Source organism: Pseudomonas sp. CFBP 13710, from assembly GCF_014842235.1.
Classification (GTDB): Bacteria; Pseudomonadota; Gammaproteobacteria; order Pseudomonadales; family Pseudomonadaceae; genus Aquipseudomonas; species Aquipseudomonas baltica.
This window is the reverse complement of sequence record NZ_JACYVJ010000001.1, coordinates 540988-566724: the sequence shown is the minus strand read 5'-3', so window position 1 is coordinate 566724 and position 25737 is coordinate 540988. Positions and strand designations below refer to the sequence as shown.

Annotated in this window: 21 protein-coding genes and 1 pseudogene; 8 read left to right on the top strand and 14 right to left on the bottom strand. The window is 57.6% G+C overall.

Translation table 11 applies throughout. The annotated features are described in order from the left end of the window. Position 1 precedes the first annotated feature (1 nt). From IFT44_RS02425 to IFT44_RS02415, 3 genes are read right to left on the bottom strand one after another with little or no spacing between them, the layout of a single operon-like run. On the bottom strand, positions 2 to 997 hold the full coding sequence (locus tag IFT44_RS02425) for an ABC transporter permease (protein ID WP_192057062.1): 996 nt from the start codon (positions 995 to 997) through the stop codon (positions 2 to 4). Positions 998 to 1002: 5 nt separating this feature from the next. Further along, positions 1003 to 2550 carry an ABC transporter substrate-binding protein gene (locus IFT44_RS02420; protein WP_122478013.1) on the bottom strand — a complete coding sequence of 516 codons (1548 nt, stop codon included), beginning with the start codon at positions 2548 to 2550 and terminating at the stop codon, positions 1003 to 1005. Beyond that, positions 2543 to 3469 (bottom strand): homocysteine S-methyltransferase family protein, encoded by a 927-nt coding sequence (locus tag IFT44_RS02415; RefSeq protein ID WP_192175350.1) that lies wholly within the window; start codon positions 3467 to 3469, stop codon positions 2543 to 2545. Before IFT44_RS02415 ends, IFT44_RS02420 begins: the two co-directional genes overlap by 8 nt. Positions 3470 to 3807: 338 nt before the next feature. Here IFT44_RS02415 and IFT44_RS02410 point away from each other — a divergent pair, with 338 nt between their 5' ends. Continuing rightward, on the top strand, positions 3808 to 4440 hold the full coding sequence (locus tag IFT44_RS02410) for a dTMP kinase (RefSeq protein WP_192175349.1): 633 nt from the start codon (positions 3808 to 3810) through the stop codon (positions 4438 to 4440). Positions 4441 to 4521: 81 nt separating this feature from the next. Here the strand turns inward: IFT44_RS02410 and IFT44_RS02405 are convergent, their stop codons facing one another. The 5 genes from IFT44_RS02405 to paoA form a co-directional block, all read right to left on the bottom strand. Next, positions 4522 to 5682, bottom strand: a complete 1161-nt coding sequence (locus IFT44_RS02405; protein ID WP_192175348.1) for an acyltransferase family protein — start codon at positions 5680 to 5682, stop codon at positions 4522 to 4524. A gap of 355 nt (positions 5683 to 6037) precedes the next feature. Then, a complete protein-coding gene (locus IFT44_RS02400; protein ID WP_192057067.1) occupies positions 6038 to 6952 on the bottom strand; it encodes a LysR family transcriptional regulator in 915 nt (304 codons plus the stop codon). Between the two features lie 28 nt (positions 6953 to 6980). After that, positions 6981 to 9191: an aldehyde oxidoreductase molybdenum-binding subunit PaoC gene (gene paoC / locus IFT44_RS02395; RefSeq protein WP_192175347.1), complete on the bottom strand. Its 2211-nt coding sequence runs from the start codon at positions 9189 to 9191 to the stop codon at positions 6981 to 6983. Positions 9192 to 9206: 15 nt separating this feature from the next. Then, positions 9207 to 10187, bottom strand: coding sequence for an FAD binding domain-containing protein (locus IFT44_RS02390; RefSeq protein WP_192057069.1), 981 nt, complete (start codon positions 10185 to 10187; stop codon positions 9207 to 9209). Next, complete coding sequence (gene paoA / locus IFT44_RS02385) at positions 10184 to 10852, bottom strand: aldehyde dehydrogenase iron-sulfur subunit PaoA (RefSeq protein ID WP_185793322.1); 669 nt, start codon at positions 10850 to 10852, stop codon at positions 10184 to 10186. The genes IFT44_RS02390 and paoA overlap by 4 nt, the downstream gene beginning before the upstream one ends. 808 nt (positions 10853 to 11660) lie before the next feature. On the opposite strand from paoA, the gene IFT44_RS02380 reads away from it, so the two are divergent. Then, positions 11661 to 12056, top strand: coding sequence for a DUF1330 domain-containing protein (locus IFT44_RS02380; RefSeq protein ID WP_192057070.1), 396 nt, complete (start codon positions 11661 to 11663; stop codon positions 12054 to 12056). Positions 12057 to 12268: 212 nt separating this feature from the next. Here the strand turns inward: IFT44_RS02380 and IFT44_RS02375 are convergent, their stop codons facing one another. Beyond that, entirely contained in the window at positions 12269 to 13075 is an 807-nt protein-coding gene (locus IFT44_RS02375; RefSeq protein ID WP_192101979.1) for a carboxymuconolactone decarboxylase family protein, read from the bottom strand. Next, positions 13072 to 13524: a (R)-mandelonitrile lyase gene (locus IFT44_RS02370; protein ID WP_446730938.1), complete on the bottom strand. Its 453-nt coding sequence runs from the start codon at positions 13522 to 13524 to the stop codon at positions 13072 to 13074. The genes IFT44_RS02375 and IFT44_RS02370 overlap by 4 nt, the downstream gene beginning before the upstream one ends. Positions 13525 to 13960: 436 nt before the next feature. Between IFT44_RS02370 and IFT44_RS02365 the strand changes: the two genes are divergently transcribed. From IFT44_RS02365 to IFT44_RS02355, 4 genes and pseudogenes are all read left to right on the top strand, one after another. After that, the gene (locus IFT44_RS02365; protein ID WP_192101981.1) at positions 13961 to 14341 is read left to right on the top strand and encodes a DUF2255 family protein; all 381 of its coding nucleotides are present in this window, start codon (positions 13961 to 13963) and stop codon (positions 14339 to 14341) included. A gap of 11 nt (positions 14342 to 14352) precedes the next feature. After that, on the top strand, positions 14353 to 15585 hold the full coding sequence (locus IFT44_RS02360; RefSeq protein ID WP_192175346.1) for a multidrug effflux MFS transporter: 1233 nt from the start codon (positions 14353 to 14355) through the stop codon (positions 15583 to 15585). A 15-nt stretch (positions 15586 to 15600) separates the two neighbouring features. Beyond that, a pseudogene (locus tag IFT44_RS21055) lies at positions 15601 to 15684 on the top strand (oxidoreductase); the annotation flags it as partial. A gap of 136 nt (positions 15685 to 15820) precedes the next feature. After that, positions 15821 to 18202: a membrane-bound PQQ-dependent dehydrogenase, glucose/quinate/shikimate family gene (locus tag IFT44_RS02355; RefSeq protein WP_192101983.1), complete on the top strand. Its 2382-nt coding sequence runs from the start codon at positions 15821 to 15823 to the stop codon at positions 18200 to 18202. A gap of 73 nt (positions 18203 to 18275) precedes the next feature. Here IFT44_RS02355 and IFT44_RS02350 read toward each other — a convergent pair whose 3' ends face one another. Next, complete coding sequence (locus IFT44_RS02350; protein ID WP_192057074.1) at positions 18276 to 19169, bottom strand: LysR family transcriptional regulator; 894 nt, start codon at positions 19167 to 19169, stop codon at positions 18276 to 18278. Positions 19170 to 19302: 133 nt separating this feature from the next. Here IFT44_RS02350 and IFT44_RS02345 point away from each other — a divergent pair, with 133 nt between their 5' ends. Both IFT44_RS02345 and IFT44_RS02340 read left to right on the top strand, forming a co-directional pair. Further along, positions 19303 to 20283: an aldo/keto reductase gene (locus IFT44_RS02345; protein WP_192057075.1), complete on the top strand. Its 981-nt coding sequence runs from the start codon at positions 19303 to 19305 to the stop codon at positions 20281 to 20283. A 2233-nt stretch (positions 20284 to 22516) separates the two neighbouring features. Then, entirely contained in the window at positions 22517 to 22852 is a 336-nt protein-coding gene (locus IFT44_RS02340) for a hypothetical protein (protein WP_192175345.1), read from the top strand. An 86-nt stretch (positions 22853 to 22938) separates the two neighbouring features. Here the strand turns inward: IFT44_RS02340 and IFT44_RS02335 are convergent, their stop codons facing one another. The 3 genes from IFT44_RS02335 to IFT44_RS02325 all read right to left on the bottom strand — a co-directional run bounded on the left by IFT44_RS02335 (position 22939) and on the right by IFT44_RS02325 (position 25641). Beyond that, positions 22939 to 23409: an Lrp/AsnC family transcriptional regulator gene (locus IFT44_RS02335; protein WP_122478066.1), complete on the bottom strand. Its 471-nt coding sequence runs from the start codon at positions 23407 to 23409 to the stop codon at positions 22939 to 22941. A 27-nt stretch (positions 23410 to 23436) separates the two neighbouring features. Continuing rightward, positions 23437 to 24735 carry an NAD(P)/FAD-dependent oxidoreductase gene (locus tag IFT44_RS02330; protein ID WP_192057076.1) on the bottom strand — a complete coding sequence of 433 codons (1299 nt, stop codon included), beginning with the start codon at positions 24733 to 24735 and terminating at the stop codon, positions 23437 to 23439. A 66-nt stretch (positions 24736 to 24801) separates the two neighbouring features. Beyond that, positions 24802 to 25641 (bottom strand): transporter substrate-binding domain-containing protein, encoded by an 840-nt coding sequence (locus tag IFT44_RS02325; protein WP_122797613.1) that lies wholly within the window; start codon positions 25639 to 25641, stop codon positions 24802 to 24804. Positions 25642 to 25737 lie beyond the last annotated feature (96 nt).

Here is a 25737-nt window from a genome sequence, read left to right as displayed (position 1 = left end):
ATTATTTTCCGTGGCGTAGACGGGGGTTGGTCAACAAGGCGATCACGTCGGCGAACAGATTCAGCAGGATGTAGATGGCTGCCAGCACCAGCGCGCAACCCTGGACCACAGGCACGTCCCGTTTGCCGATGCTGTCGACCAGGTATTGGCCCAGGCCGGGATAGACGAAAACGTTTTCCACGATCACCACGCCCACCATCAGGTAGGCCATGTTCAACACGATGACGTTGATGATCGGGCCCCAGGCATTGGGCAAGACGTGCCGCCACAAAACCCGCATGGGTGAAAGCCCCTTGAGCACGGCGGTATCGACGTAGCTGCTGCGCTGGGCATTGAGCAGCGCCGCTCGGGTCATGTTGCTCATGTGGCCCAGCACGGCGAGTACCAGCGTGGCCATGGGAAGTGCGATGGCTGTCAATCGGTCCGAGAACGGCATCCCTGCCTGCACGCTGCTGTTGCTGGGCAACCACGCGAGGGTCATCGAAAAGATGAAGATCAGCAGGTAGCCGGAAAAAAATTCGGGCAAGGCCACTGTGGTGCGACTTGCCAGGCTCAACAGGCCATCGACCCAGCCGCCATGGAAACGTACCGAAACGAACCCCATGATCAGCGCCAGCGGTACCGCGACCAACGCGGTGATGCCTGCCAGGAACAGGGTGTTTTGCAGCCGTTCCAAGAGGGCCGTAGAGATGGTTTCCCGAGAGCTCAGGCTGACGCCGAACTCACCTTGCAGCACCCCACCCAGCCACTGCACATAACGCCAGCCGGCCGGTTGGTCCAGGCCCAGTTGCAGCTTCAGGGCCTGGATCGCCGCAGGGGTTGCGGACTGACCCAGAATTGCGGTTGCCGTATCGCCCGGTAGCAGGTTCAGGCCGATGAAAATCAACAGCGAAGTCGCCAGCAGCATGACCATGCCGACCGCCAGGCGCCGCGCAATCATGCTTGCCAGCGCGCCTTGCCCCCCCGCGCGAGCGATAACCGAAAGTGTCACCGACATCGACTTTATCCTTCCAGCCAGACTTTCTCGGCGGCTCGGTTGCCACTGAGGGGCACCCCAGGCACCGACGTGAAACCCTTGACGTTCTTGCGCGTGGCTGCCAGCGCATCGGCGTACAGCGGGATGATTTCACTGCTCTGCTCGACCAGCATCACCTGGATGTCGTGGTAGATCTGCCGGCGTTTGTCTTCATCGGTTTCGCCACGCGCCGCTTTCACCAATTGATCGAAAGCCGGGACGCGCCAAGCGGATTCGTTCCAGGGGGCCTGGCTGGTGAACACCATGGACAGCAATGCATCGGCAGTGGGGCGCGCCCCCCAATTGGAGGTGCAGAACGGCTTTTTCAGCCAGGTATCGGTCCAGAATGCGTCGTTTGGCACCCGTTCGATGCCCAGGGGAATGCCAGCCTTTTGCGCCGACTGTTGATACAGCTGAGCCGCATCCACCGCCCCTGGAAAGCCCGCGTCTGCCGCGAAGAGCGTGAGCGGGCCTGCGAACCCTGCTTTTTGCCAGTGGAAGCGCGCCAGATCAGGGTCGTAAGGTCGCTGGGGAATATCCTGCGCGAAGTACCGGTTCGATGGGAAGACTGGATTGTCGTTGCCCAGCGAGCCATACCCGCCCAGGACCGTGTCGATCAACTGTTGCCGGTCTATCGCGTATTTCAGTGCCAGACGCCCATCGAGGGAATCGAACGGCGCCACGTGGGCCAGGCCGGGCAGGGTGAATATCTGGCTGTCCTTGTCCCGCACCAGCTGAATCGAGGGCAGCTTCTCGATGCGCCCGACTATCCGCGGATTGACCCGATTGATGATCTGCACGGAACCGCTGACCAGCGCCGCGACCCGGGCGGTCGAGTCATTCATGGCCAGGGTTTCGACGGAGTCGACATGGCCGCGTGAAGGGTTCCAGTGGTTGGGGTTGCGCTTGACCAGCATGCGCACGCCCGGCTGGAAGCTTTCCAGAATGAAGGCGCCGGTGCCGATGGCTTTTTCGAACGCCTCGTTTTCGGCTGTGATCACGAAATGCACCGCTGACAACAAGGCGATGAACTCGACGTTCGGCTCCGCCAGCGTGACAGTGACCTCGTGATCCGCAGTGGCTCTCAAGCTCGTGACCGGGTCCAGATAGACCTTGACCGGGGAGGACGACTTCTCGTTGCGGTGGTGGTTGAGCGACCAGACCACGTCCTTTGCACTCAAGGCGCGTCCATCATGAAAATGCACGCCTTTGCGGATGTTCAGGACCCACTTGCGGCCACCGTCATCGCTGGACCAGGATTCGGCGAGTGAAGGCACGATTGCTCCGCTATCGTCGACTTCAACCAAAGCATTGAACAGCTGACTGCCGGTGAAATACATCCAGCTTTCGAACCAGAAGGCCGGATCCAGGCGGTCTGTGGTCGACGCGTTGTCCAGGCCGATTGTCAGGTGGCCGCCTTTTCTGGGACCCTGTGGCTCCTGCGCGAAGGCATTGGCCAACGGCCAGGCGGAGGTCATGGCCGCTGTCATCGCGGCCGCTCCGGTACCCTTGATGAACGAGCGACGATCAAACATGCAGGGCATCCTGGGCAACGGGTACGAAGTCGGAGCCGGCGAGGGCGGTCGACAGTGCGCGAATGTGTTCCGGACCGATGCCACAGCAACCGCCGACGATACTGGCACCCTGATCGACCCACTCACGCGCCCAGCGCAGGTAATTGTCCGGCTGGGTGTCGCGGCGCAGTGCGCTGATGCCGACGTTGGCACCCCGTTTATGGTCCGACGGTTCGAAGGCATTGGCATAGATGCCGAGCGGTAAACTGCTGTGTGCGCCAGCCTCGAGCAAGGCAGCGCTCATGACTTCCGGCGGGCTGCAGTTGAACAGCACGGAAGCCGCGCCCAGTTCGACTGCCGCCAACAGGGCGTCGGTGATGCTTTCGCCAGATCGCAGGCGAGCCTTGCCCTGGGCGTCCAGCGCGTCATCCAGCGTGAAGGAAAACCAGCGTGGTCGCGGGTCGTCTTTCAATAACTCGGCCACCAGCCTGACTTCCGCAATGGAGCTTTGCGTCTCTGCCAGCCATAGATCGACATGCTCGCTCAGCGCGTCGATCAGCACCCGCAGGACCTTGCCAGCCTGCACCGGCTCGAACAGATCCGGGCGGTACGAGCCAAGCGGGGGAGGCAGCGACCCGGCGACGCGAACGGCGTAAGGACTGGCATCGGCAGCGGCGCGGGCGAGGGTGCCCGCCCGCTGCGCCAAAGCGGTGCCGTCGTTCTCGAACCGCGCTTCGCCGATATGGAAGGGCACCACGGCATAGCTGTTGGTGGAAATGACCTGCGCACCGGCAGCGATGAACGCGTCATGTGCCTGGCGCACATATTCCGGGGCTTCGATCAGCGCCAGCGCAGACCACTCGGGTTGACGAAACGGTGCACCGTTTCGCGACAGCTCTCGGCCCATGCCGCCGTCGAGGATTTGAATGTGTTTTGCCATCGTATTCACCAGAGCGCCAAATGATGGCTGTGTTGTAGTGGACACTCAGTCACAAACCCACGACCGAGCAATCGCGAAGAACGCATTCGAACGCAGCTTGCCATTCAGGGTTTTCAACCAGACAAACGAGCGTCGAAGTGCAGCGTCCTTAGATTGAATCGCACTATAAAAGCCATCGCAACGATCACAATGGAATAGACTGCTCTGATTCAGATATATATTTTCCAACTGTTTACGGAGCAACAGTCATTCAACAGTATGACTTCGACACTCACCCCGGCATGATGGGCAGTGACATCTGAGAGCAAATGAACCGTATATCAATCGTTACGTGAACAATGAATCTTCCATTATTCGTTTCTCTCGACGGGCCCAAGGGCACCGGTAAAACCACGCTGTTGGAGGCCGTGACCAAAATATTGAGGGCCGACGACAAAAAAGTGATCCGGTTATGCGAGCGCAAGAGCGATCCGCTCAGGGCTGGAACCATGATTCTGGTCAACCAACTGGCGAGAAGTCCCCGTGAGGATCTGGAGTGGGAGATCTGTGAGCGTTTTGCCCAGAGCCGTGCCTGGATCTCCCAGAACGTGCTGACCCGGCAGCCACGCGACAGCATCATCCTGATCGATCGCTGGTACCCATCGGAGGCCGCTTTTCGCCGGATGGTCCCATTCGCAGACATTCTGCAGCTGAACATCGATCGAAACGTGCGAGTGCCGGACCTGCATGTCGGGGTTGTCACAGACCCGGCTATTTCATGGGCGAGGGCAGCTGCACGACGGCGCGGACTCAGCAGTACGGTGATCCATACGCTGCAAGAACATGTCGATTGTACGCGAGCGTTCGAGCGGGCGATTGCAGATCACGGCTGGGTTTGCTGCCGTAATGACGGCAGTGTCGAACAGGCAGCGATGCAGGTGGTTGCCGAGGTTTACAAGGTCCTTGGCATGGAGTGGCCAGGGAAAAGCTGATGGGGTTGGTCAAGTGGGTTGTCGTGGCACATGGCACGTGGGCCGTCCCTCGAAAGGGACGGCCGGAGGATACCTGAGAGGCTACTGCACGGTGCCTTGCAGGGTAGGGCCAGGCGTTGCGCCTTTGCGGCGAGTGAGTCGCTTGCCCAATTGCACGCCCGGCATCTCGACATACTTGTAGGTCAATGTCGAGACCAGCAGTACCGCCGCCAACTGCAAGACGACGATGCCGTTGTCGAGCCATATGCTGTGGGTCGAGATGTACTTGACCATGTTGGGCATGTCATGGCCCTGCAGGGTTTCTGTCAGGTCGGTGTGCAGCACTTTCGACAGCACGATCACGGCGCTCTTGAACACGAAGAGAATGGCTGCGTGCGTCAAATAGATGGAGAACGACAGGGCGCCCAGCCAGACGAAGAAGCGCTGGTGCAGCAGTCGCGAGATCACGCCGCGCTCGAACGCAAATACCAGAATCAAGACACAGAACAGCAGGCTGGCATACACGCCCTTGTGATCGATGTTCGACACCAGCAGACGATAGCTGCCCAGCACCAGGGCAATCTCCAGCAGATTGAAGTCCACGGCGTCCAGATCCAGGTCCTTGATGCGATCGTAGAGCACGTACAGGCAGGCACCGGCGAAGAAGCACGAAGCGCCGCGGAAGATTTCCAGCTTCAGCCAGGATTCACCATTCCACAAGGTGATGAAGGCCGCCAGAGACACCATTGCGAAGACCTTGACCTTGCTGGTGCGCGCCAGCACTGCCATGACGCCAAATATCAAGTACAGGTAGTACTCGATGCTGATACTCCAGGAGGGGTAATTGAACGAGCCGGTCATGGCGCTGTTCAGCCAGGATTGCAGCAGGAGCAGGTTGGGCAGAAATTCGTCCATCGACGTGGCGCCGCTGAACGCCGGTTCGTTGAAACTGAAGCCCTTCCTCTCAGCCAGCGAGCGACCCATTTCCAGCACCAGGTAAACGCCCAACATGGTCAGGTGCAGGGGATACAGGCGAGCCGTACGACTGATGAAGAAATTTTTATAATCGGTCGCGTTGTTCAAACGCTGGCCATAGGTGTGAAACAAGACAAAACCACTGAGGATAAAAAAGAACTCCACAAGCAGGAAGGCGTTCTTGAAAAACTCGAGTTCGGCAATGCTTTGCACCACGTAAGTGTGGAACAGCACGACGGCAACCGCGCAGAGGCCGCGGAAACTGTCGAGTACGACAAATCTTTTCATGGGTAGTCCAGGGCGTTGTAAGTATTGCTACCCGGTGTCATGCCGAAGAGGCATGGCCCGTAGCCATCACACGAGCTAAGCTAAAGCAAGTCATCGGTAGGCACAAGGGCAATTTGGTCGATTCTATAGGCCAGGTAAAAAGTATGGATCTGACCAACAGCGCCTTCTTGGGATTGAGCAGGCCGCCGTTCTTCTGGATGCTCCTGAATCAATCCTTTGCCCAACCTGTGTCAGTCATTTTGTGGAGAAGTAGATCCCTGTATAGCTTAAGAGTCGGTACAAGCAGTCAGTGACCTCCAAGAGTTTTCGTCGAGTATCAAGCACGACTTATCCTCTATGGATCAACGAGTAGCGGCTAGGGGAGTGGCCCCATCGGCTCAAGCTCACGTATGAGGTCAATGAGCAGGCGCAGACCAACAGGTATCTGTCTGAAACTTGAGTAGTAAATGTGAAAGCCTGGGTCATAGTGAGTCCAATCCACAAGGACCCGCTGCAGAGATCCTTCCGCAATCTGCCGCTCGACTACCTTCTGCGGGACGTACATCAAGCCTACGCCGCGCATAGCCATCGCCACACCGACGCGACCCTCATCAATAGTGATGGGCCCCGGCACATCTATCTCCATCTGCTGACCGCCTTTCGAGAACTGCCAGTGGTAGATGCGTGCATTGCCCAGGCGCACACGCAGACACCGATGATGGTCCAGGTCGTCCGGATGCATCGGAATTCCGAAACGCTGCAGGTAATCCGGCGCGCCAACGACGGCCCAAGCGACATCGGGAGAGAGTCGCTGGGCGATCATGTCTTCGGGCACCGTCCCGCCGTAACGTATCCCCGCATCATGGCCGTCACCAATGACATCTACCATTCGATTCGTGACGGTGAGGTCAACCTCTATATCCGGATAGCGATCAACGAAGACTGGGAGGACCGGGCCGAGGATGAGTTTCGCGCCGTCGCTCAAGACGTTTAGTCTGATGCGTCCGGCAGGCTCGTCGCGCAGCCGGTTCAGGGCCTCCAGCGCCTGACCGATATCATTTACCGGCGCGCTGATGAGGCCCTGCAGCTCTTCGCCAGCTGCCGTAAGCGTCACGCTTCGTGTTGTGCGGTTAAGCAGTCGAACGCCCAACCGTGTCTCTAGCCCTTTCATGGCATGGCTTAGCGCAGACGCGCTGATCCCCACGTCCAGCCCAGCTTTCCTGAAGCTCTGGTGCCGAGCGATGGCAAGGAAATAAATGATATCTGCCAGGTTCGTGCGGCTCAGCTGCATTGATGACTCCGATGGTAAAGCGTTAAGGTCAGCCGACTTCCGGCAAGTGGTCAATCAGCTTATCGAGCGTAATGGGATAGTCACGGACTCTAATGCCGGTCGCGTTATAGATAGCGTTGGCAATCGCCGCAGCGGCGCCAGAAATACCTAGCTCGCCGACGCCTTTAGCCCTCAACGGCGTGGCATAGGGATCAACCTCATCCAGGAAAATAACCTCCTGATGGGGGATGTCGGCATGTACCGGCACTTCATAGCTGGCCAGATCGTGATTAACAAAAAAACCTAGGCGATGATCCACGACCATTTCCTCCATGAGCGCAGCACCGGCGCCCATGGTCATTCCCCCGATGATCTGACTTCGTGCCGTTTTTGGATTGAGTATCCTGCCCGCTGCGCACACTGCCAGTTGACGACGAATACGGATCTCGCCAGTGGCAGCATTTACTCCAACCTCAACGAAATGGGCGCCAAAAGTTTGCTGAGCGTACTCCTTGGCGAGGTCGCCAAACTCCATGAAGTCTTCGGACACCAGCTCGCCGTTCTTTGTCGCAGTGGTCAATGGCAGACTTATCGACCCTTGACGAACGTGGCCAGCGACAAATTCGGTGAGGGTCGGATCAAGGCCCAGCTTCATCGAAACGGCTTCCCTGAGCTTCACACAAGCAGCGTAGACGCCTGCCGTAGATGAGGCAGCGCCCCATTGACCGCCCGAACCGGATGATTCCGGGAAGTGCGAGTCGCCCAAGTTTACGTTTACCTTGTCCATATCCACGCCCATCATTTCCGCAGCAGTCTGGGCAATAATCGTGTAAGAGCCGGTGCCGATGTCGGTCATGTCAGTTTCGACGGTGACTATGCCTTCGCGGTCAAGCCGGACTCGAGCAGCGGACTTTGTCGTAGGTGCACCTCGGATCGCGGAGGCCATTCCCAAGCCAACCCACCATCCGTCACGGAGTTCTTTGGCCGGATGGGTGTTACGTCGCGCCCAGCCGAAATGATCAGCCCCCTTATTCAGGCACTCTACTAACTGGCGTTGAGAGAACCGGCGATCCGGCTGCTCGGGATCTACTTGGGTGTCGTTGATAACACGAAATCTTACGGGATCCATCCCCAGTTTCTCTGCCATCTCGTCCATGGCAATCTCCAGAGCCATCATGCCCGGCGCTTCACCGGGCGCACGCATGGCGCTCCCTTCAGCAAGGTCGAGTTGGGCAAGATAGAGGCGGGTCATGCGGTTAGCACCCGCATACAATGTTCGGGTCGATGCGGTGGCGGCTTCAGTGCGCCCACCTCGCAGATTGCCCGACCAGCTCTCATGACCAACGGCAGTGAGCTTGCCGTCGGAGTTGGCACCGAGCCTGATTCTTTGAATCGTCGCAGGCCTATGGGTCAGGTTGTTGAACATAAGCGGTCGGGGAAGTGCGACCTTCACCGGGCGTCCAGCCTCTTTCGAGGCAAGAGATGCCAATACCGCGTCGCACAAGATAGTGCCTTTGCCGCCAAAGCCGCCGCCGATGTAGGGCGAAATGAGGTGAATGTTCCCTTTGGGAATCCCCAGTGTTTTAGCCAGGTCTCTGACGCCCCAATTCATCTGTTGGATCGACGTCCAAAGCGTCAGTTTGTCACCCTGCCATTGAGCAATGGTAGCGTGAGGTTCCATCATCGCGTGCGCATGATCCGGAGTGGTGTAATGGCCGTCGAGTGTCACTGCGGCCTGCGTAAATGCGCCTTCAAAATCCCCGATCTCAGTGTGTGGGGGAGGGCCAAACGCGCCCGCCGCTGGCGTAGTGGCAGACGCTCGCTGTGCTGAGAGGTCGTAGGCGCCAGTTTCTCTGACGTAGTAGACCCTCAGCAATGCCGAAGCCGCCCTGGCTTGTTCGAACGTCTCTGCCACGACGATTGCTACGGCTTGGTGATAGTGATCGACTTTCGGCCCGGCAAGTGCCCGATCAACGTAAAATTCACCCCTGTCCAATTGACCTGCATTTTCGTGGGTGACGATGGCGATGACACCGCTGGCTTGCCGTGCCTCGCTTGAATCGATAGACGATATCCGACCTTTGCCGATTGCCGAGCCGACAACATAGCCGTAGGCGGGAGGGCTTAGTGCGGCTCGTTGTTCGTAAGCATAGGTGGCTGTGCCGGTCGTCTTCAGTTTGCCCTCAACACGATCCTTTGGCTGACCGATCACCTTCATCTGATCTATCGGGTTTGTGCTCGCGGGCGTATCAAACTTCATTAGGCATACTCCTGGTCAATCGACCGCAGCCGTGCGAGGCCGTTGTGAAGAAGACGAACTGGACAAAGCCAGACCGATCGTCCGTTCCGCCAGTTTGATTTTGAAAGCGTTTTGGGTAGTTGGATTAGCGCCAGCCAGCAAGTGTGTTGCTACGGCTTTAGCGCCGTCAGGCATAAAAGCGTCGGCCGCTTCACTTCGCCAGGGCTTGTATGAGACACCCCCAAGGGCTAGTTGCCCCGTCCCATCGGGCAGCACGATCGCAGCGACTGAAACCAGCGCAAACGCATAAGACGCACGGTCACGAACCTTGTAGTAGATGTGCTCGCCGCCAACAGGCTTGGGCAAGGTCACAGCGGTAATCAGCTCGCCTGGCCCAAGGACGTTTTCGATATGAGGGGTGCTCCCTGGGGCACTGTAGAGGTGGTCGATCTCAATCGTTCTGACGTGACCGTCTGAATTGAGTGTTTCTACCTTGGCGCCCAATGCTCGCATCGCCACCGCCATGTCGCTGGGATGGCTGGCAATGCAGGCATCGCTGACACCTATGACCGCTTGTTGCCGACTGGCACCGCCCATTGCAGAGCAGCCAGTTCCCGGGCGACGCTTGTTGCAGGGCTGATTAGTGTCGTAGAAGTACGCACACCGGGTGCGCTGTAACAGATTGCCTGCCGTCGTGGCTTTGTTGCGCAATTGTCCTGACGCGCCGGCAAGCAGCGCCCTGGAGAGGACGGCATAGTCTCGACGCACCTGTGGCGCAGCCGCCAGATCAGTGTTGCGCACCATGGCGCCAATCCTTAGCCCGCCTTCGTTCGTCGCGGTGATTTTGTCGAGCGCCAATCCGTTTACATCAATCAGATGCTGCGGGGTCTCGATCTCCAGTTTCATCAGATCGAGCAAATTGGTACCACCGGCGATGAATCGGGCTCCCTCGTGGCTTACGCAAGCGTTAACCGCTTGCTGCATAGATGCGGCGCGTTCGTACGTGAAGGACTTCATGCCTCGCCTCCTGCTGATTCCTGGATGGCGTCGACGATGTTGGAGTACGCACCGCAACGGCAGATATTCCCACTCATGCGCTCCCGGATTTCGACGGCGCTGACTTGGCTCTTGGCAATCAGATCACCGCTGACGTGACTGGGTATGCCGGCTTTTATTTCTTCAAGCATCGCGACTGCCGAGCAGATCTGGCCAGGCGTGCAGTACCCGCACTGGTATCCGTCATGCTTGATGAACGCTGCTTGCAGTGGGTGCAGGTTGTCCGGGGTACCGAGGCCTTCAATGGTGGTGATGCTGTCGCCTTCGTGCATGACCGCAAGTGTCAGGCACGCGTTGATTCGTCGACCCTCAACGATCACCGTACAGGCGCCGCACTGGCCGTGGTCACAGCCTTTCTTGCTGCCCGTCAGATGCAGCCTTTCTCGAAGGGCGTCCAGAAGCGTGGTGCGGTTGTCGACATCCAGGGCAACTCGCCGCCCGTTGAGGGTAAACGTCACATGACTGACTGGCGGAGTTTGCGCTGTCGATTTGATATTGGCGGTCGCTTGGGCGTGATCGACCTTTGCCAAAACCGCAGTGACCGCAGTGCCTGCGGTGCCAATGAGCACTTGTCGGCGGGACATCTCTATTCCCGCTCCGGATGCGGTGGGATTTTCGGGGTTCATGAACGTCTCCGATCGCAATGTGTGTGGCATAAGCGGGTATCAGTTACTGATGACTTACCGGCGCACGTCTAATGTGAGGGCAATGACGGCACGCAGTGCCGTATTTTCATGACTAGAGCCTATGGCACTGCGTTCTAGCTGATAACTGCGATTTTAAGGATGAATCCATGAGTAGCGCTCAGTAATGTCCACAAAGGCCCGGAATTGGCGGGTATTAAGGTATCGGGGATTGAATACAGCTGCCGGCCGCGGCTTGACCACTCCTAACGGTTATCTGGTTTAATCAGGGACAATCGTGAGCGATGGCTGAGGCAAGGCTTCGCAGTCCTTCATCAGAGAAGTATAAATGCGAATATCAATCCTCAAGGCCATGTTTTTTTAGTGGTGTTTGGGTGGGATCAGCGGTTGCCGCACTACCTTCTGAGCAAATTGTGCGTATTGCGCAGCTTGTCATCGATCCTTCTCAACTGGCGGCTTGTCAAGTTGCCGTCAAAGAGGAAATGGCCGACTCCGTCCGTCTTGAACTGGGTGTGCTGACTCTCTACTCAGTTGCAGAAAAAGGACACCCGAATAGGCTCCATTTCTTTGCAATCTAATCGGATGGAGCGGCATATCAAAGCCATATTGCTTCACCGCATTTTCAAGAATACGTGAAAACGACTCAGTCGATGATCCTGTCTAAAGAGTTGATCGAGACCTTCCCGGTTTAACTCAGCATTCAGCCGGGTCGATGATAGATCTGTTCGAACTGACGGGTCATTAGGGAGTCGTGCGCAGAGCCAAGTTTTTTTCAAATGGGGGAAATGTGATGAAGAGTTTAAGAGTGATGGCGCTTGCAGCAGCGGGTCTTGCGTTTGTCTCAATGAATAGTTTTCAGGTAATGGCGTCTGAGGCTTCGTACGCACATGCCCCGGCCTACTATGTCGGCGAGTTTGAAATTACCAATCCAGAAGGTATGAAGCCTTACAGCGCAGGGGTTGAAGCCACCTTCAAACCCTATGGCGGGCACTTCGTCGTGCGTGGCGGCAAGACTATTTCGCTTGAGGGTGTAGCGCCGAAGCGGCGACGCGTTGTTATCGAATTTGAAAGCATCGAAAAGGCCCAGGCTTGGTACAACTCTGCGGAGTACACCGAACTCAGGAAAATCCGCCAGCGATCAGCTAACACAGATGTTTACTTGATTGAGGGAGTCCCAGCCCAATAACTCACTCCTAACCCAGGCGCCGCGTGAGCAGCCACTCGTGTTCAACGCGGCCGCTGGGGAAGGAAGTAATACTAAAGCCACATGACTGCTTTTGCGTGGCAGACACTGCAGGACTAAATCTGCCGTAGGCTACAAAAAGGCGCCGCTACAACGCTCCGCCTTCCAGTATCATTTTACGGCGGCCCACGTTCGCAAGCCCCGACCAGCTATCTTTACCCATCCCTTTGCATCTGAGGTTTTTGTCGGCTCGTGAACACCTCATGCACTACCGGCACGGCGGTGAACACGTTGGGCCACCCGGCGTAGAAGGCCAACTGAGTCAACATTTCCGAGGCTTGAGACTGCGTCAGTCCGTTATCCATCGCGCGATTGAGATGAGCGGCCAGCTGAGCGACTTGTCCCGTGGCGATCAGGGCGCTTACGGTGACGAGGCTTCGATCACGTGGGGCCAGGCCTGGGCGCAACCACAAGTCGTGGAACAGAGAAGCGCTGGTGTAATGAACAAGACCCGCAGACACAAGCCCTACATTCTTATCGACATACGCCGTACGAACCTTTTCGGAAGCCTGGTCGATAGCGAGTAGGGGAGGTGAGGCAGGCGGCAATTGATCCGGCGTGATCCCGCGCCGGGTGAATACCTCTTTGGTGACAAGAATCGTAGCGGTTGCGTTGCCCCAACCGGTATAGAACGCCAGGTGGTTGATGACTTCGGAAATCTCCGAAGGCTTGACGCCGTTGTCCAGTGCCAGATTCAGGTGATACGCCAACTCGACCGTTTGCTGCTTGGAAATCAGCACCGCCAGTGTGGTTAGGCTGCGATCGCGGGGCGATAAGCCCGGGCGTTTCCACACCTCACCCAGGAGGGTGATCTCAGTGTTATGAGCCAGCGCGGGAGATACTGCACGCATGTCCTCAAGAGTCGGCACTTCCGGAGAGCGATGTGCGGACATGGGGTCTTTGGTCGAGCACGCGACCAGTAATAGGGTCAGGCAGGCGACGCCTGCTTTTGCCCAGCTCATCGGGAAGCCTCGTACTGCGCTTCGCTGACCAGTTCCATCCACTCGACGTTTTTCCCGTCGACAGCTTCCTGGATGGCCATATGAGTCATCCCTGTAATCGCGGTAGCCCCATGCCAATGTTTGACGCCGGGCGGTGTCCAGATGACGTCGCCTGGTTTGATAACGATCTTCTCTCCGCCTACCTGTTGTACCCAGCCGGTACCCGCCGTGACTATCAAGGTTTGGCCTTTGGGGTGGGTATGCCAGGCTGCTCGTGCTCCGGGCTGGAAAATGACTGCGCCTGCCGAGACAGTCGAGGGTGCGCGTGCCGGAAAGAGAGGGTCGATGCGCGCGTTTCCAACAAAGTTGGCTGGCGCTCCCATCATCGAAGGTTGTTCACCATTTCGGGTGACGGCCATTACCTGATCGTTTGGAATCTCGGCGCTATGAGCAGAGATGGCGGTACACATCACTACGGCCAACGAAGACGTCTTGATAAATCCTCTCATAGACAAGCTCCTGCTAGTGGGCGTTCAAGCGCACAAGCTAGATCAGCATTGCCTTCTGTACTACCACCAAAACCAACATGATCCGGTGAGCCGAGCTCAGCAGTCCGAAAGTTATCCGGGCGGTCGCTCTACCCCGGCTCTCCTAACATTAATGAGTGCTGCTCAGTAGAGCATCCTACTTAAGCCCGGTATTCAAGGGCTGACTCAGTGATTAGTTTTAGCACACTCGAATTTTATACGCATGTCAGCCACCGCAACCGTCGCTGAGGAGGAATCAAATATGAGCACTCGACTACTTCCAGGCATGGCATTGAGCTCGTTGTTTATCTGCAGTGGCCTCAGCACTGACGCCGCAAGCGCGGATGCGGTCAGCACATCGCAGCAAAAGGAGGCACCCATGAAGTGGGATCAGCGTGAGCTTGGCACTATCGTCAAAGCAGACGACTTACATATCTCGGTATTTCGACAGGACATGGTGAACTACGGTACGCCGACATTTATATGGTGCGTTGAGGTGGAAGGTGACCTCTATGTGCGTGCTTACAGCGGCGTTCAGTCCCGTTGGTACCAGGCTGCACTTGAACAAAGGGCCGGTAGGATTATCACAGCCGGCAAGACGATCGACGTCAGGTTTGAACCGGTTAGCGGTGACGTCAATGATCCCATCGACGACGCCTACCGAGCCAAGTACAGCACCAGCAGCTATCTGGCTCCTATGATCAGCGAGCGCTCGCGAGCTGCGACTCTTCGAATTTTTCCTGAAGGCAACGCGCGGTGAGAGAAATAGCATTGGCTGAGCCTCGTTCTGGAGAAGCGCAAACGGGGCACGAACCGCGGCACGGCATCCGGATTCTGTTGATCCTTAGCGCCTTGTTGGCCTTCGCGTCGATTTCTACCGACCTCTATTTGCCAGCAATGCCAATTATGGCGACCTCTTTACACACAGACGGCGGCACGATGGCGCTGACCGTGAGCGGCTACCTGGCTGGGTTCAGCGCAGGGCAACTGTTCTGGGGGCCGTTCAGTGACCGCTATGGCCGAAGGCTGCCTGTCGCGCTTGGCTGCTTGCTCTTCATCGCGGGATCCGCCGGCTGTGCGCTGGCCAGTGATGGCACCACCCTGGTCGTCTGGCGTGTGGTGCAAGCATTAGGGGCCTGTGCCAATGTGGTTCTCGCACGGGCCATGGTGCGTGACCTTTATGAAGGCCGGCAAGCCGGCCAGAAAATGTCCACCTTGATGACCATCATGGCGGTCGCACCACTGGCGGGCCCTACGGTTGGCGGGCAGATTTTGCATTCGTTCTCCTGGCAAGCCATCTTCTGGACCCTGGTAGTGCTGGGGGTGGCCACGCTAGCTAGTCTGGTACTTTTACCCGAAACCTTACCAGCCTCCCGGCGCAGCCACACTTCGCTACAAACCATCATCCAGCGCTATGGATTGCTGCTGCGCACGCCCAGGTTTCTGGCCTACGTTGCCACTGGCGGGTTTTTCTACGCGGGTACTTTCGCCTACATCGCGGGCTCGCCCTTTGCGTACATCGCTTACCACCATGTTGATCCGCAGTGGTACGGCGTGCTGTTCGGCGCCGGCATCATTGGGCTTATGGTCACCAATCAACTCAATGCTCGATTGCTCAATCGCTATGACGCCGACGCAGTGCTGTTTGTGGGCGGGGTCATCTCGGCCAGTGCCGGAGCCCTGATCGCATTCACCACCTGGGCTGACTGGGGCGGACTGCCGCTGCTCATCTGTGGCTGTTTCGTGTTCGTCACTGCCACAGGCTTTGTTCTGGCCAACGCCATCACGGGAGCATTGAACTGCCTTCCCCAGTTTTCTGGCACTGCATCAGCACTCGCCGGCGCTATGCAGTACGGAGCCGGTATTTTGGGCTCAGCACTGGTGGCGAGGTTTGCCGATGGCACTCCCTGGCCCATGGGCTCGGTCGTGGGCATTTGTGGCTTTGGCTGTCTGCTCGCCGCAGCCTGCGTGCTGTGGGCACGTCCTGTATCTGATCACCTTTAAAGTTGAGGATCTTCGATGAGTTTTTCATTTGAAAACCAAGTTGCACTGGTCACAGGTGCAGCCTCTGGAATTGGTTGGGCAACTGCCAACGCGTTCGCTCAGCTATGTGACAGGGCAATCCATTTCTGTGGACGGCGGTTTCATCATGCGTTGACCTCCGAGCTTCGCCACGCCCGCTTGTAGCCAGTCAATGCCACGAGTGCCAACGCTCACCACAATATCAAGGAAATGATCTATGCCAGAAATGAAGCTGTCCAGGACACCCCGTGCGCTGCTTATCGCACTGGGCGTAATTACCTTGCTACCAGGGTTGTTCATGCTCATCGCTGGAATCTATCTGATTAACTTGGGAGGCTCCCGGTACTTTGCCGTGGCAGGCTTGGGCATGACCGCATCCGGGGGACTTCTTTTACGTGGGCGTCTGTCAGGATCGTTGCTTTATCTTGCCCTGTTCATTGCGTCTATAGCGTGGTCGGTATGGGACGTGGGTTTCGCATTTTGGCCTTTGTTTTCAAGGTTGATGGCGCTGGCTGCCTTGGCTTTCCTGATACTGCTAGGCACCCCAAAGCTACTTTCTGGCGGCACGCCTTTGGTGGCCAGGCTTTCATACGCTGGCGCGTTTGTTGTTGCTGTCGCGCTCGCGGGAACATTCTATGCAGCACTGCAGCCGCAGCCTATTCAGACTGCTGACGCTGCACCGAGTCCAGTCCCCGGTAAAGCGGTTGGCATAGTCGAACCTGCCGCCGACTGGCGGCACTTTGGGCGTACACCTTCCGGCACCCGGCACGCTGTTTTGGATACGCTCAACCCGCTGAACGTAGCTGAGCTCAAGGTTGCCTGGACATACCGAACGGGCGAGATTCCTAAGGAGGCTAAAGAGGCCCATGTCGTGACGCCACTGCACGTCAACGGCATGCTTTACGGCTGCACTCAGTCCAGCCAGTTATTCGCCCTAGACGATGAGACGGGGAAGGAGATCTGGCGCCATGACCCCAGGGTTGAGGCCAATAACGTGTACCCACGCTGTCGTGGTGTGGGTTATTACGAGGACACCGCTGATGTAGCAACGACGGACACCCAAGTACCTGTGGCGGCTTGCGCGCGTCGGATCATAGCGACAACGGTGGATGCCCGCTTGATCGCGGTGGACGCTCAGACGGGTGAGACCTGTAAAGATTTTGGTGACAATGGCAGCGTCAGCTTGCGGATTGGCATGGGGAGCCCGGACAAGGAACTCTATTTTCCGACCGCAGCACCCACCGTTGTCCGAGACCTGGTCGTGGTCGGTGGGCTTGTGTGGGACAACCAGAAAACGGGGGAACCGTCCGGTGTTGTGCGTGCCTTCGATGTTCGCTCAGGCGCGTTGGTCTGGGCATGGGACTTGGGTAACCCCACGATTACACGCGAGCCTCCAGAAGGACAAAGCTATACCTCAGGTACTCCGAACGTGTGGTCGATACCAGCGTTTGACGATGAGTTGGGGTTGATCTATCTGCCAACGGGGAACGCGACGCCTGATTTCTGGGGCGGTCATAGATCTCCCGCTGATGACCAGTATTCGTCGTCCATCGTCGCACTTGACATCGCTACAGGCCGTGAGCGCTGGCACTTTCAGACCGTGCATCACGATCTATGGGACTATGACGTGCCCTCCCAGCCAGCCCTTTATGATGTTCCGGACGGCCATGGAGCTATGGTGCCGGCGTTGATCCAGACGACCAAGCGCGGGCAGATCTTCATGCTTGACCGGCGCACCGGTACTCCGATAGCCAGCGTTGAGGAGCGCCCTGTTCCTCAGGGGGGTGTACCGGATGATCGCAGTTCACCGACCCAACCCTATTCAGTAGGCATGCCCGCAATCGGCACTGAGCCGCTTAGTGAAAAGCGCATGTGGGGCCTCACACCGGTAGATCAACTCATCTGCCGAATCGAGTTTCGTAAAGCACGCTATGAGGGCGAGTTCACGCCGCCCAGTGAGCGCCTGACGATTCAATACCCGAGCTGGCTGGGTGGTATGAATTGGGGTTCGGTTTCAATCGCTGAGAACCTCGGCTATCTGATTGTGAATGACACTCGGGTTGCCATCTGGAATCGCATGATCCCCCGCAAAGCCTACGACGAAGCAAGCGTAAAAAATGGCGGCCACGAGGGTAACGCTCCGCAGGCAGGCACGCCCTGGGGTATCGAGATGGGGCGTTTCCTGTCGCCCTTGGGCATTCCTTGCCAGGAGCCACCCTATGGGACAATCAGCGCTATCGATTTGGCAACGCGCAAAGTCGCTTGGTCAACGCCGCTAGGAACGACTGAAGACACCGGTCCTCTGGGGATCGCCACACACTTGCCCATGCCTATCGGCATGCCCACACGTGGAGGGCCGATAACAACCTCTACAGGTCTGGTGTTCATTGCAGCGTCGCAAGACTTTTATATCCGCGCGTTTGACGTGCGCACCGGCAAGGAGTTGTGGAAAGGGCGCCTGCCTGTTGGCGCGGAAGCAACGCCGATGACTTACATCTCTCCGAAAAGCGGCAGGCAATTTGTGGTTATCAGCGCGGGCGGAAACTCCGCCACGACTTCAAAGGGGGATTACGTGGTGGCCTACGCACTGCCTCGATGATGCGCGAACCCTGCGCTACATGAACTGAGTGAGCCACACGCTCAATTGGCGGCGCAGGCAAATACTTAGTCGTTTAACTCTTGTAGCGGAGCGCATTGACTATCAGTGCAAAGGCTGGCAATGACTGCCTGCGGCTCGGATAATATAGGTGATATCCAGGAAAAGTTGGCGACCAGTCTTCAAGAACACGGATCAACCGACCATCCTCGACATATGCCTGGACAAGATCCTCCGGTGCATATGCCAACCCGTATCCTTGCAGAGCGGCGGCCATTATTTGGGGTGAATTGCTAAAGATCATCTGGCCAGACACCTGAACCTGTAGCGCCTTGCCGGCCTTGGAAAACTCCCAGGCATACAAACCACCATGAGTGGGCAAACGCAGGTTCGCGCAGTTATGAGTTGTCAGGTCTTGGGGAATCTGTGGTTTCGCACGATGAGCAAAGTAACTCGGCGCCCCCACCACAGCCATTCGAAAGTCAGGGGAAATCCTGACTGCGATCATGTCCTTTGCCACTTGATCGCCTATACGCACTCCGGCGTCGAAGCGTTCAGCGACGATATCGATTAACCGGTAGCCGATGTTGATCTCTAGAGTCAGATCGGGATATTCCGGCAGCAACCTAGAGAGTTTCGGCCAGAGAATGGTAGATGCCGCATGATCGGGCGAGGTGATCCGGATAGTTCCGGCCGGTTTGTCACGCAGCTCTCCTAACGCGGCAATTTCGGCTTCTATCCCCTCGTAGTAGGGCACAAGGCTCACAAGCAATCGCTCGCCGGCTTCGGTCGGCGACGCGCCGCGTGTGGTTCGAGCCAGCAAGCGAATACCAAGACGTTCCTCAAGACTGCGAATGCTATGGCTAATAGCAGATTGGGACACGCCCAAATGGGCCGCAGCCTTGGTGAAACTGCGCTCGCGCGCAACGGTGATGAACACCGCAAGGCTGTTGAAATCGTTCTGTGGCATTATGAATTAATCTCATACCGGTTATCGCAGTATGCCACTTCTTTAATGGGGGAGATGTTTATAAAGTCGCTGCATCCCCAATAACCAAACAATTTGTGGGTTGATTTCCAACACCCACAAAAGGAGATGGATGATGCATAAGCGCAAAATCGGCAGCAACGGCCTCGAAGTGTCAGCCATTGGCCTGGGCTGCATGGGCCTGACATTCGGCTATGGCACCGCCACTGACAAAGCGGACGCAATCAAACTCATCCGGGCGGCCTTTGAGCGTGGCGTCACCCACTTCGATTCGGCAGAAGCTTATGGGCAAGTCAACGAAGAAATGGTTGGCGAAGCCGTTCAACCATTTCGCGAGCAGATCGTCATTGCGACAAAATTCGGTTTTAAGGGCGGCACTCCCGCCGCAGGGCTGGACAGTCGACCTGAGCGCATCCGCCAAGTGGCGGAAGAATCACTCAAGCGCTTGAAGACCGACTGCATTGACCTGTTTTACCAACATCGCGTCGATCCAAACGTGCCTATGGAAGATGTTGCCGGGGCCGTGCGCGACCTCATCACCGAAGGCAAGGTCAAGTACTTTGGCATGTGTGAAGCCGGCGTAGATGCTATCCGTCGCGCCCATGCGGTGCAGCCGCTGTCGGCACTTCAAAGTGAGTATTCAATGTTCACCCGTGAGCCTGAACAGGTAATTATGCCAACCCTCGAAGCGCTCGGGATTGGCTTCATTCCCTTCAGTCCATTGGGCAAAGGTTTTTTGACCGGGAAAATTAATGCTGGCACGACCTTCTCCAACGGCGATGTCCGGAACAATCTGCCTCGTTTTGCTGACGGTGCCCGCGAGGCCAACCACCATCTCGTCACCCTGATCGGTGAAATCGCCCACCGCAAGCAAGCCACCCCCGCCCAGATTGCGCTGGCTTGGCTGCTGGCACAAAAGCCGTGGATTGCGCCTATACCAGGTACTACCAAGCTGCATCGCCTTGAAGAGAACGTAGGCGGAGCAACCGTGGAGTTGACCGTAGAAGACCTTCGCGAACTTGGTGAGGTTCTGGCCGAGGTGCCTGTACAAGGTGAGCGTTATACCGCGCAAATGATGAAAACCATCAACCGTTAATCGTTCTTCAGCGCCTGACGGTGTTTCTTCGGGGCACCGTCACACCCTCGTTTCCCAGTTATCTGGACGGTGCCAAAAGAAAGGCCCCTCATCGCCCTTGGCTTGCGCGATGCTCGCTAGATCTCGGTGCCGGTTACCACGCCCAGGACTGCGTGTTTATTCATGGCGAGAACTAATACCCGACTGAAACGAACTACGAGTGGGCGGAAACCGTTCAGGATTTCTCTCGCGTGGAGGATTTGTCTACCATTTTCAAAGGCAAGCTGATGCTGGCGGTAGAAAACACCCCAAGGGCTGGCGAAATCACCCATTGCGCGCAGGATTTAGCGTTGAAGCTCAAGCGGTAAACGGGCAGGGGGCCTTTCTGTCGTCAAACTTCCTAGTAATGACGCTGGCGGCCCGGAACGTCCAATGGATTTCAGATCGACTATTCAAAAGCTAGGTGCACGCTAGCGACCCTTGGGGGGGCGCCTCATTGATCCATCACTGCGGCCGACGTAGAGGAGGGTGCCAGGCCATAGGCTCAGATAGCACGGTAGGAGGCGAACCAGTCGCTTCGGTTCCCATGCTTTGACAATCTACTCTGTACACCTCAGTAAGTCTGAAACCAGTGGAATTTGGATATGTCTTGGCAAATACCGATATCTGGCCAAACACTGTCGTTAGACCCGACATCCTGCGAGACGAAGCTGTTGGGAATAAGACCTGCGCGCTTTGCCGATTCTTTTCGATGAGGCTGCCGTAACCATAAGCATCGACGCCGCGCATCAAATCCGATGGTGTTTAGAGCTCAGACCTGGATCATCGCCAGAGAGAGTCTGTCGGATGATCGGACGCCATAGCGGATCAAGAGGCTTGGCTGCAAAATTCCCCCGAGTCTTTTTGGAATACCGACTACAGCCCGGTGTCGTGACCCAGGCAATGGGCGGTCTCATGATGAACTCTATAAAAGCTCATGCGTCGGCGCTGCCCCAATCAGCCAAGGCTATCCTTCGGATTGACCAACTCCAGTGCATCATCGACTCTATGATCGGGCAAAGCATCTTGTGGTGACGATCTTGGAATCCAGTCTGCTGGGTTAGCCAAGTAACCAAGTCATGGCTGCCAGGTCAGCCGGGGCAGTGCAGAGGGCCTAAAAACGTCATGGGGCATTCATCGTGGAGACTCATGACGAGTGGGCGCTGAACGGTAAGCCAGTTCCTCATAGAAAGCCTACACTTATGCGATTTAACATAATATACATTATGCGTAATGCGGTATCTTGCAATCTCCACAGCAGGGTTGGCTCTGCAAGCCAGGGATCGGCCTTTGCCACGAACCCGCCATTCGTGCAGTCCAGCTACGCCCATTCCTTGGCTTGCGGACGCTACGTTCACTAGACGCTGTTCGACTGAACCCTCATGGTTGCCTAAAGGCTTGTCACCTGTGCAAGCGTTCTTGCCCACATTCACAATACGTAGCTGCAGATCAATCCATGCCTTGCGTGTTAATCAACCAGCTTGTCATGCGCGATCCGAGAGCATCGCCTGTCCGCCAAAACATGCAGTCCTCCACACTACGCACCGTCTGTTCAGCTTGGTCCAGCGATGGCCGCCAGGCTACAGCATGCGTTATCAGACACCTGAACCGGATGAGCCAAAGCCATGCGCAATCGCTCACAACACGAGCCCTATGCGTTGATCAGCCAGCTGCACGAACGCTGTGGAGTGTTCGTTCCATACAACGCAAACAACCCTTCACCAACCGTGCTGGTCAGGCCAGGGGAAATTTGACGCAGAGATACTGGGCGGTTTTCTGATTCTGCCGCTTGGATGGCTAACCGCCTGAATGCTAGCGGCTTGGCGTGGATCAGCCAGTCGGCGTTAGCGACATGAATAGAGTGGAAAGCACCCTATCATGATGCTAAAATCGGCTAAAACACGCTAACTCTACTAAATAGTCATTTAGTAGAGTTATGCGGTTAGGCTGAGTTTGCGCTGTGGCCTCTTGGATGTACTCCTACCCCCAAAATTGCAGGTGCGACATGGGGTGCTAGACTCACCCCGAGTCAGTTGTATGGATATCTGCTCAGCCGATTTTCTGGGCATGTCAGTGGTGCGTTGTTGATAATGTTCTCTCCAGTGCAAATGGCTCATACCTTTTTTGAAGAGAGGAATGACTCATCAAAGCGATCTGCACCGCTGCACTCACTGCATTATTGCTGGGCTGCGCCACTAGCGGAGGCAACCCGGCAATGGACGCCCACTCGCCGGCGCCCCCTAGTGCCGCAAAACTCAGCGGTAACGACATTGCCAGCCAATTCGTAGGACGCTCACATCAAAGTGTAACGTCAAATGGTCAATCTTTTTCCGAGATTCTCACAGCCGATGGAGCAGCCAAAATCAATATGACTGGAATGCCTGAAGCTAAAGGGAGTTGGAAGATCACGGGCGATGTGATTTGCGTGACCTATTCGGCGTATGGCGAAGAATGCAACATTGTCAAAGCCGATGAACGATGGTTTGGTTCGTCGACAGTGTCAAAGGGACAACGAATAATCGTTTTGCTCGCTGATAATGCCGAGAACTAGCTACCTGTGTGAAAAATGGCCAGGCGCCAATGCGCGCTTACGTTATCCATCCTGCCCGGTGAATCATTCACCGGGCATCCACCCTCCTACACGCTCAGCTTCCGGCTGAACTTGGTCTCCATCACGATGTGCGACGCCGTGTGCGCCACGCCCTTGATCATGTTGATCCGGGTCAGCTCGGCGTTGAGTTCGCCCAGTGTCCCGGTGGCCAGGTGAATGATGAAGTCCGACTCCCCAGACACCGCGTACACAGCCTGCACTGCCTCGATCTTGCGCAAGGTGGTCATGACGTCGGTGTAGCTCTTGTTGGTGCAGGAGGTCATGGTGAAGCAGTTGATGGTGGGCTGTATCCGGTCGTGGTCGATGCGCACGCTGTAGCCGGTGATGACGCCGGCCTTCTCCAGCCGCTGGATACGCTCCTGCACCGAGGAGCGCGACACTCCGAGCTTGCGCGCCAGTGAAGCGGTCGGCTCGCGGGCGTTGGCTTGCAGCAACGCCAGCAGTTGCCGGTCGTTCTCGGTGAGGTTGAACAATGTGCCGGGTGGGTGTGCGTCCATGCCGTGTCGACCTTGCCTGTAAAAGTGTTAGCGCGGCCCTGCGCCGGCGTTTCGTTCCTGGAACTTGTCCATGATCTTCAACCCGGTATACACCAATTGCGCCGCCGGGGGGCCGAATGGGCCCCCGTTCCACTGCAGCCCGTAGCGGTCGAACAAGCGGTAGCGGTCCGATTCGCCGCAGATGGCCTCGGCAATCACCCTTCCCCCGGCCGGCGCGGTGTTCATGCCGTGCCCGCCGAACGATGCGCAGGACCACAGTCCGGGGCCCAAGGGGCCGATGTGGGGCATTTTGTGCCTCGCGTAGCCCATCAGTCCAGACCAGGCCTTGTCGATTTTCAGGCCTTGCAGCTGTGGGTAGACATCGAGGATATCGGCGCTGAGCAGTTGCGCCAGACGCTGCTCGTCTTGCAGGTTGTGGGTGGTGATGTGGCCGCCCCACAGCAGCCGATCGCCATCCACGATACGGTAGTAATCCGAGGCTCGCCGAGAATCGCCGACGGCTTCAGTGGTACGCACTGCCTGCTGCAGGCGTGCGCCCAGCGGTTCGGTGAGCACTACGTAGGTGGCGATGGGCAGGAAGGCACGGTGCAACTTGCCGAATTCCGGGCCGCCGTAGCCGCCGCAGCAGTACACCACATCGACGCAATCGACGCTGCCGTGGGCCGTTGACACTTGGGAGCGCCCGGCTCGGCTGTCGACCTGGAGCATGGCGCACTGCTCATGGATCACCCCACCTTTTTGCTCGATCAGGTCGGCCAGGCCCAGGCAATAGTTCAGTGGGTGGAAATGGAAACCGTGGGTGTCGCGCAGCCCTTGGTGGTAGCGATCGGTATCGAGCAGGGTGCGCAGGGTGTCGCGGTTGAGGTAATCCAGGGTGAAGCCGAAATCTCGCTCCATGCGCTCGCTGAATCGCTGGAGGCTGTCCGCGTTGTCGAAGCGGCTGACGCTCAGCTTGCCCCGGCTGGGTGCACAACCCGGCAGTGAATGCCGCTCAATGGTCTCGCGCACGCTGTCCACGCCTTCCAGGGACAGCTTGAACAGGTCGGCAGCCGTATCCTTGCCGCAGCGCTGCTCGATGGCCGAGAGACCTTCGGACCAGCCTTGCAAGACGAACCCGCCGTTGCGCCCGGAAGCGCCCCAGGCCACCCTCGCCGCCTCCAGCACCACCACGGACTTGCCGCGCGACACCAACTCCCAGGCGGTGCTCAGCCCTGCCAGGCCGCCGCCGACGATGCACACATCGACGCAGACCTTGCCGGCGAGCGGCGGCCGCACGGGTGCCTCGCGCATGGTCGCGGTGTAATAGTTGTCGATATAGCTGAACATGAGGTCCGTCATCCTTCATCGGGCGGGTGCGTGCCGTGTGCTCCCGGCACACGGCACGCTGGCAGGTCACTGCACCTTGGTGAGGTCGGCGCCGTACCATTTTTCGGAAAGTCGCTTGAGGGTGCCGTCGGCTTTCATCTCATCGACGATCTTGGTCAGCGCACCGTTGAAGGCGTCGTCGCCCTTGTCGACGGCGATGGCCAGGGGTTCGTAATAGGCCGGCTTGCCCTCGACCTGGACGATCGGGTAGCCATTCTTGATGGCGGCACTGATGGTCGGCAGTGCGGACAAGGTAGCGTTGAGGCGCACCCCGTTGCCCATGCGCAGGTCGTCCAGCGGGCCCATGCTGTCGCCGTAGGTTTTTACCTCGCCAGGCTCGACGTCGTAGGTGAAGGACGGCACGTCGGCCGCATCGATGGTCAGCCGGCGGTTGATGTAGTCCTCGGACGTGGTGCCGGCCTCGACGCCGATGATCTTGCCGTTGAGGTCGGCGGTCTTGGTGCCGGCGGCGGCCTTGTGCACGGCGAACACGTACGGGGTGTAGTAGTAGACCGCAGGGAAGTCGAGCACCCTGCCCCGCTCACGGGTCGGGGTCATCGACCCTACCGAAATGTCCCAGCGGTTCGACCAGCGCCCGGCGGTGATGATGCCGTACTCGGGCGTGACGAACGCCACCTTGCTGCCCAGGCGCTTGCCGATCTCGGTGGCCACGTCGATGTCGAAGCCCTGCAGGGCATTGTCCGGCCCCAGGAACGATTGCGGTGGCCAGTTGGCCGCCGTGGCCACTTTCATGACCTTGGTCGAGTTGATGCGGTCCAGGGTGGTGCCTGCCCAGGCAACCCCGGCTCCGGCCGTGAAGACGCCGGCCAGTGCGGCGGCGGTGAACAAGCGGGTCAGCGACGTCATGGTGAACCTCCAGAGAGCAGCGGTACGCGGTTATCGTTCTTGTGGCGTGTGCAGCATGGGTGAATCCGTGACCGGTTCCGGCGCGCAGCTCGCGCG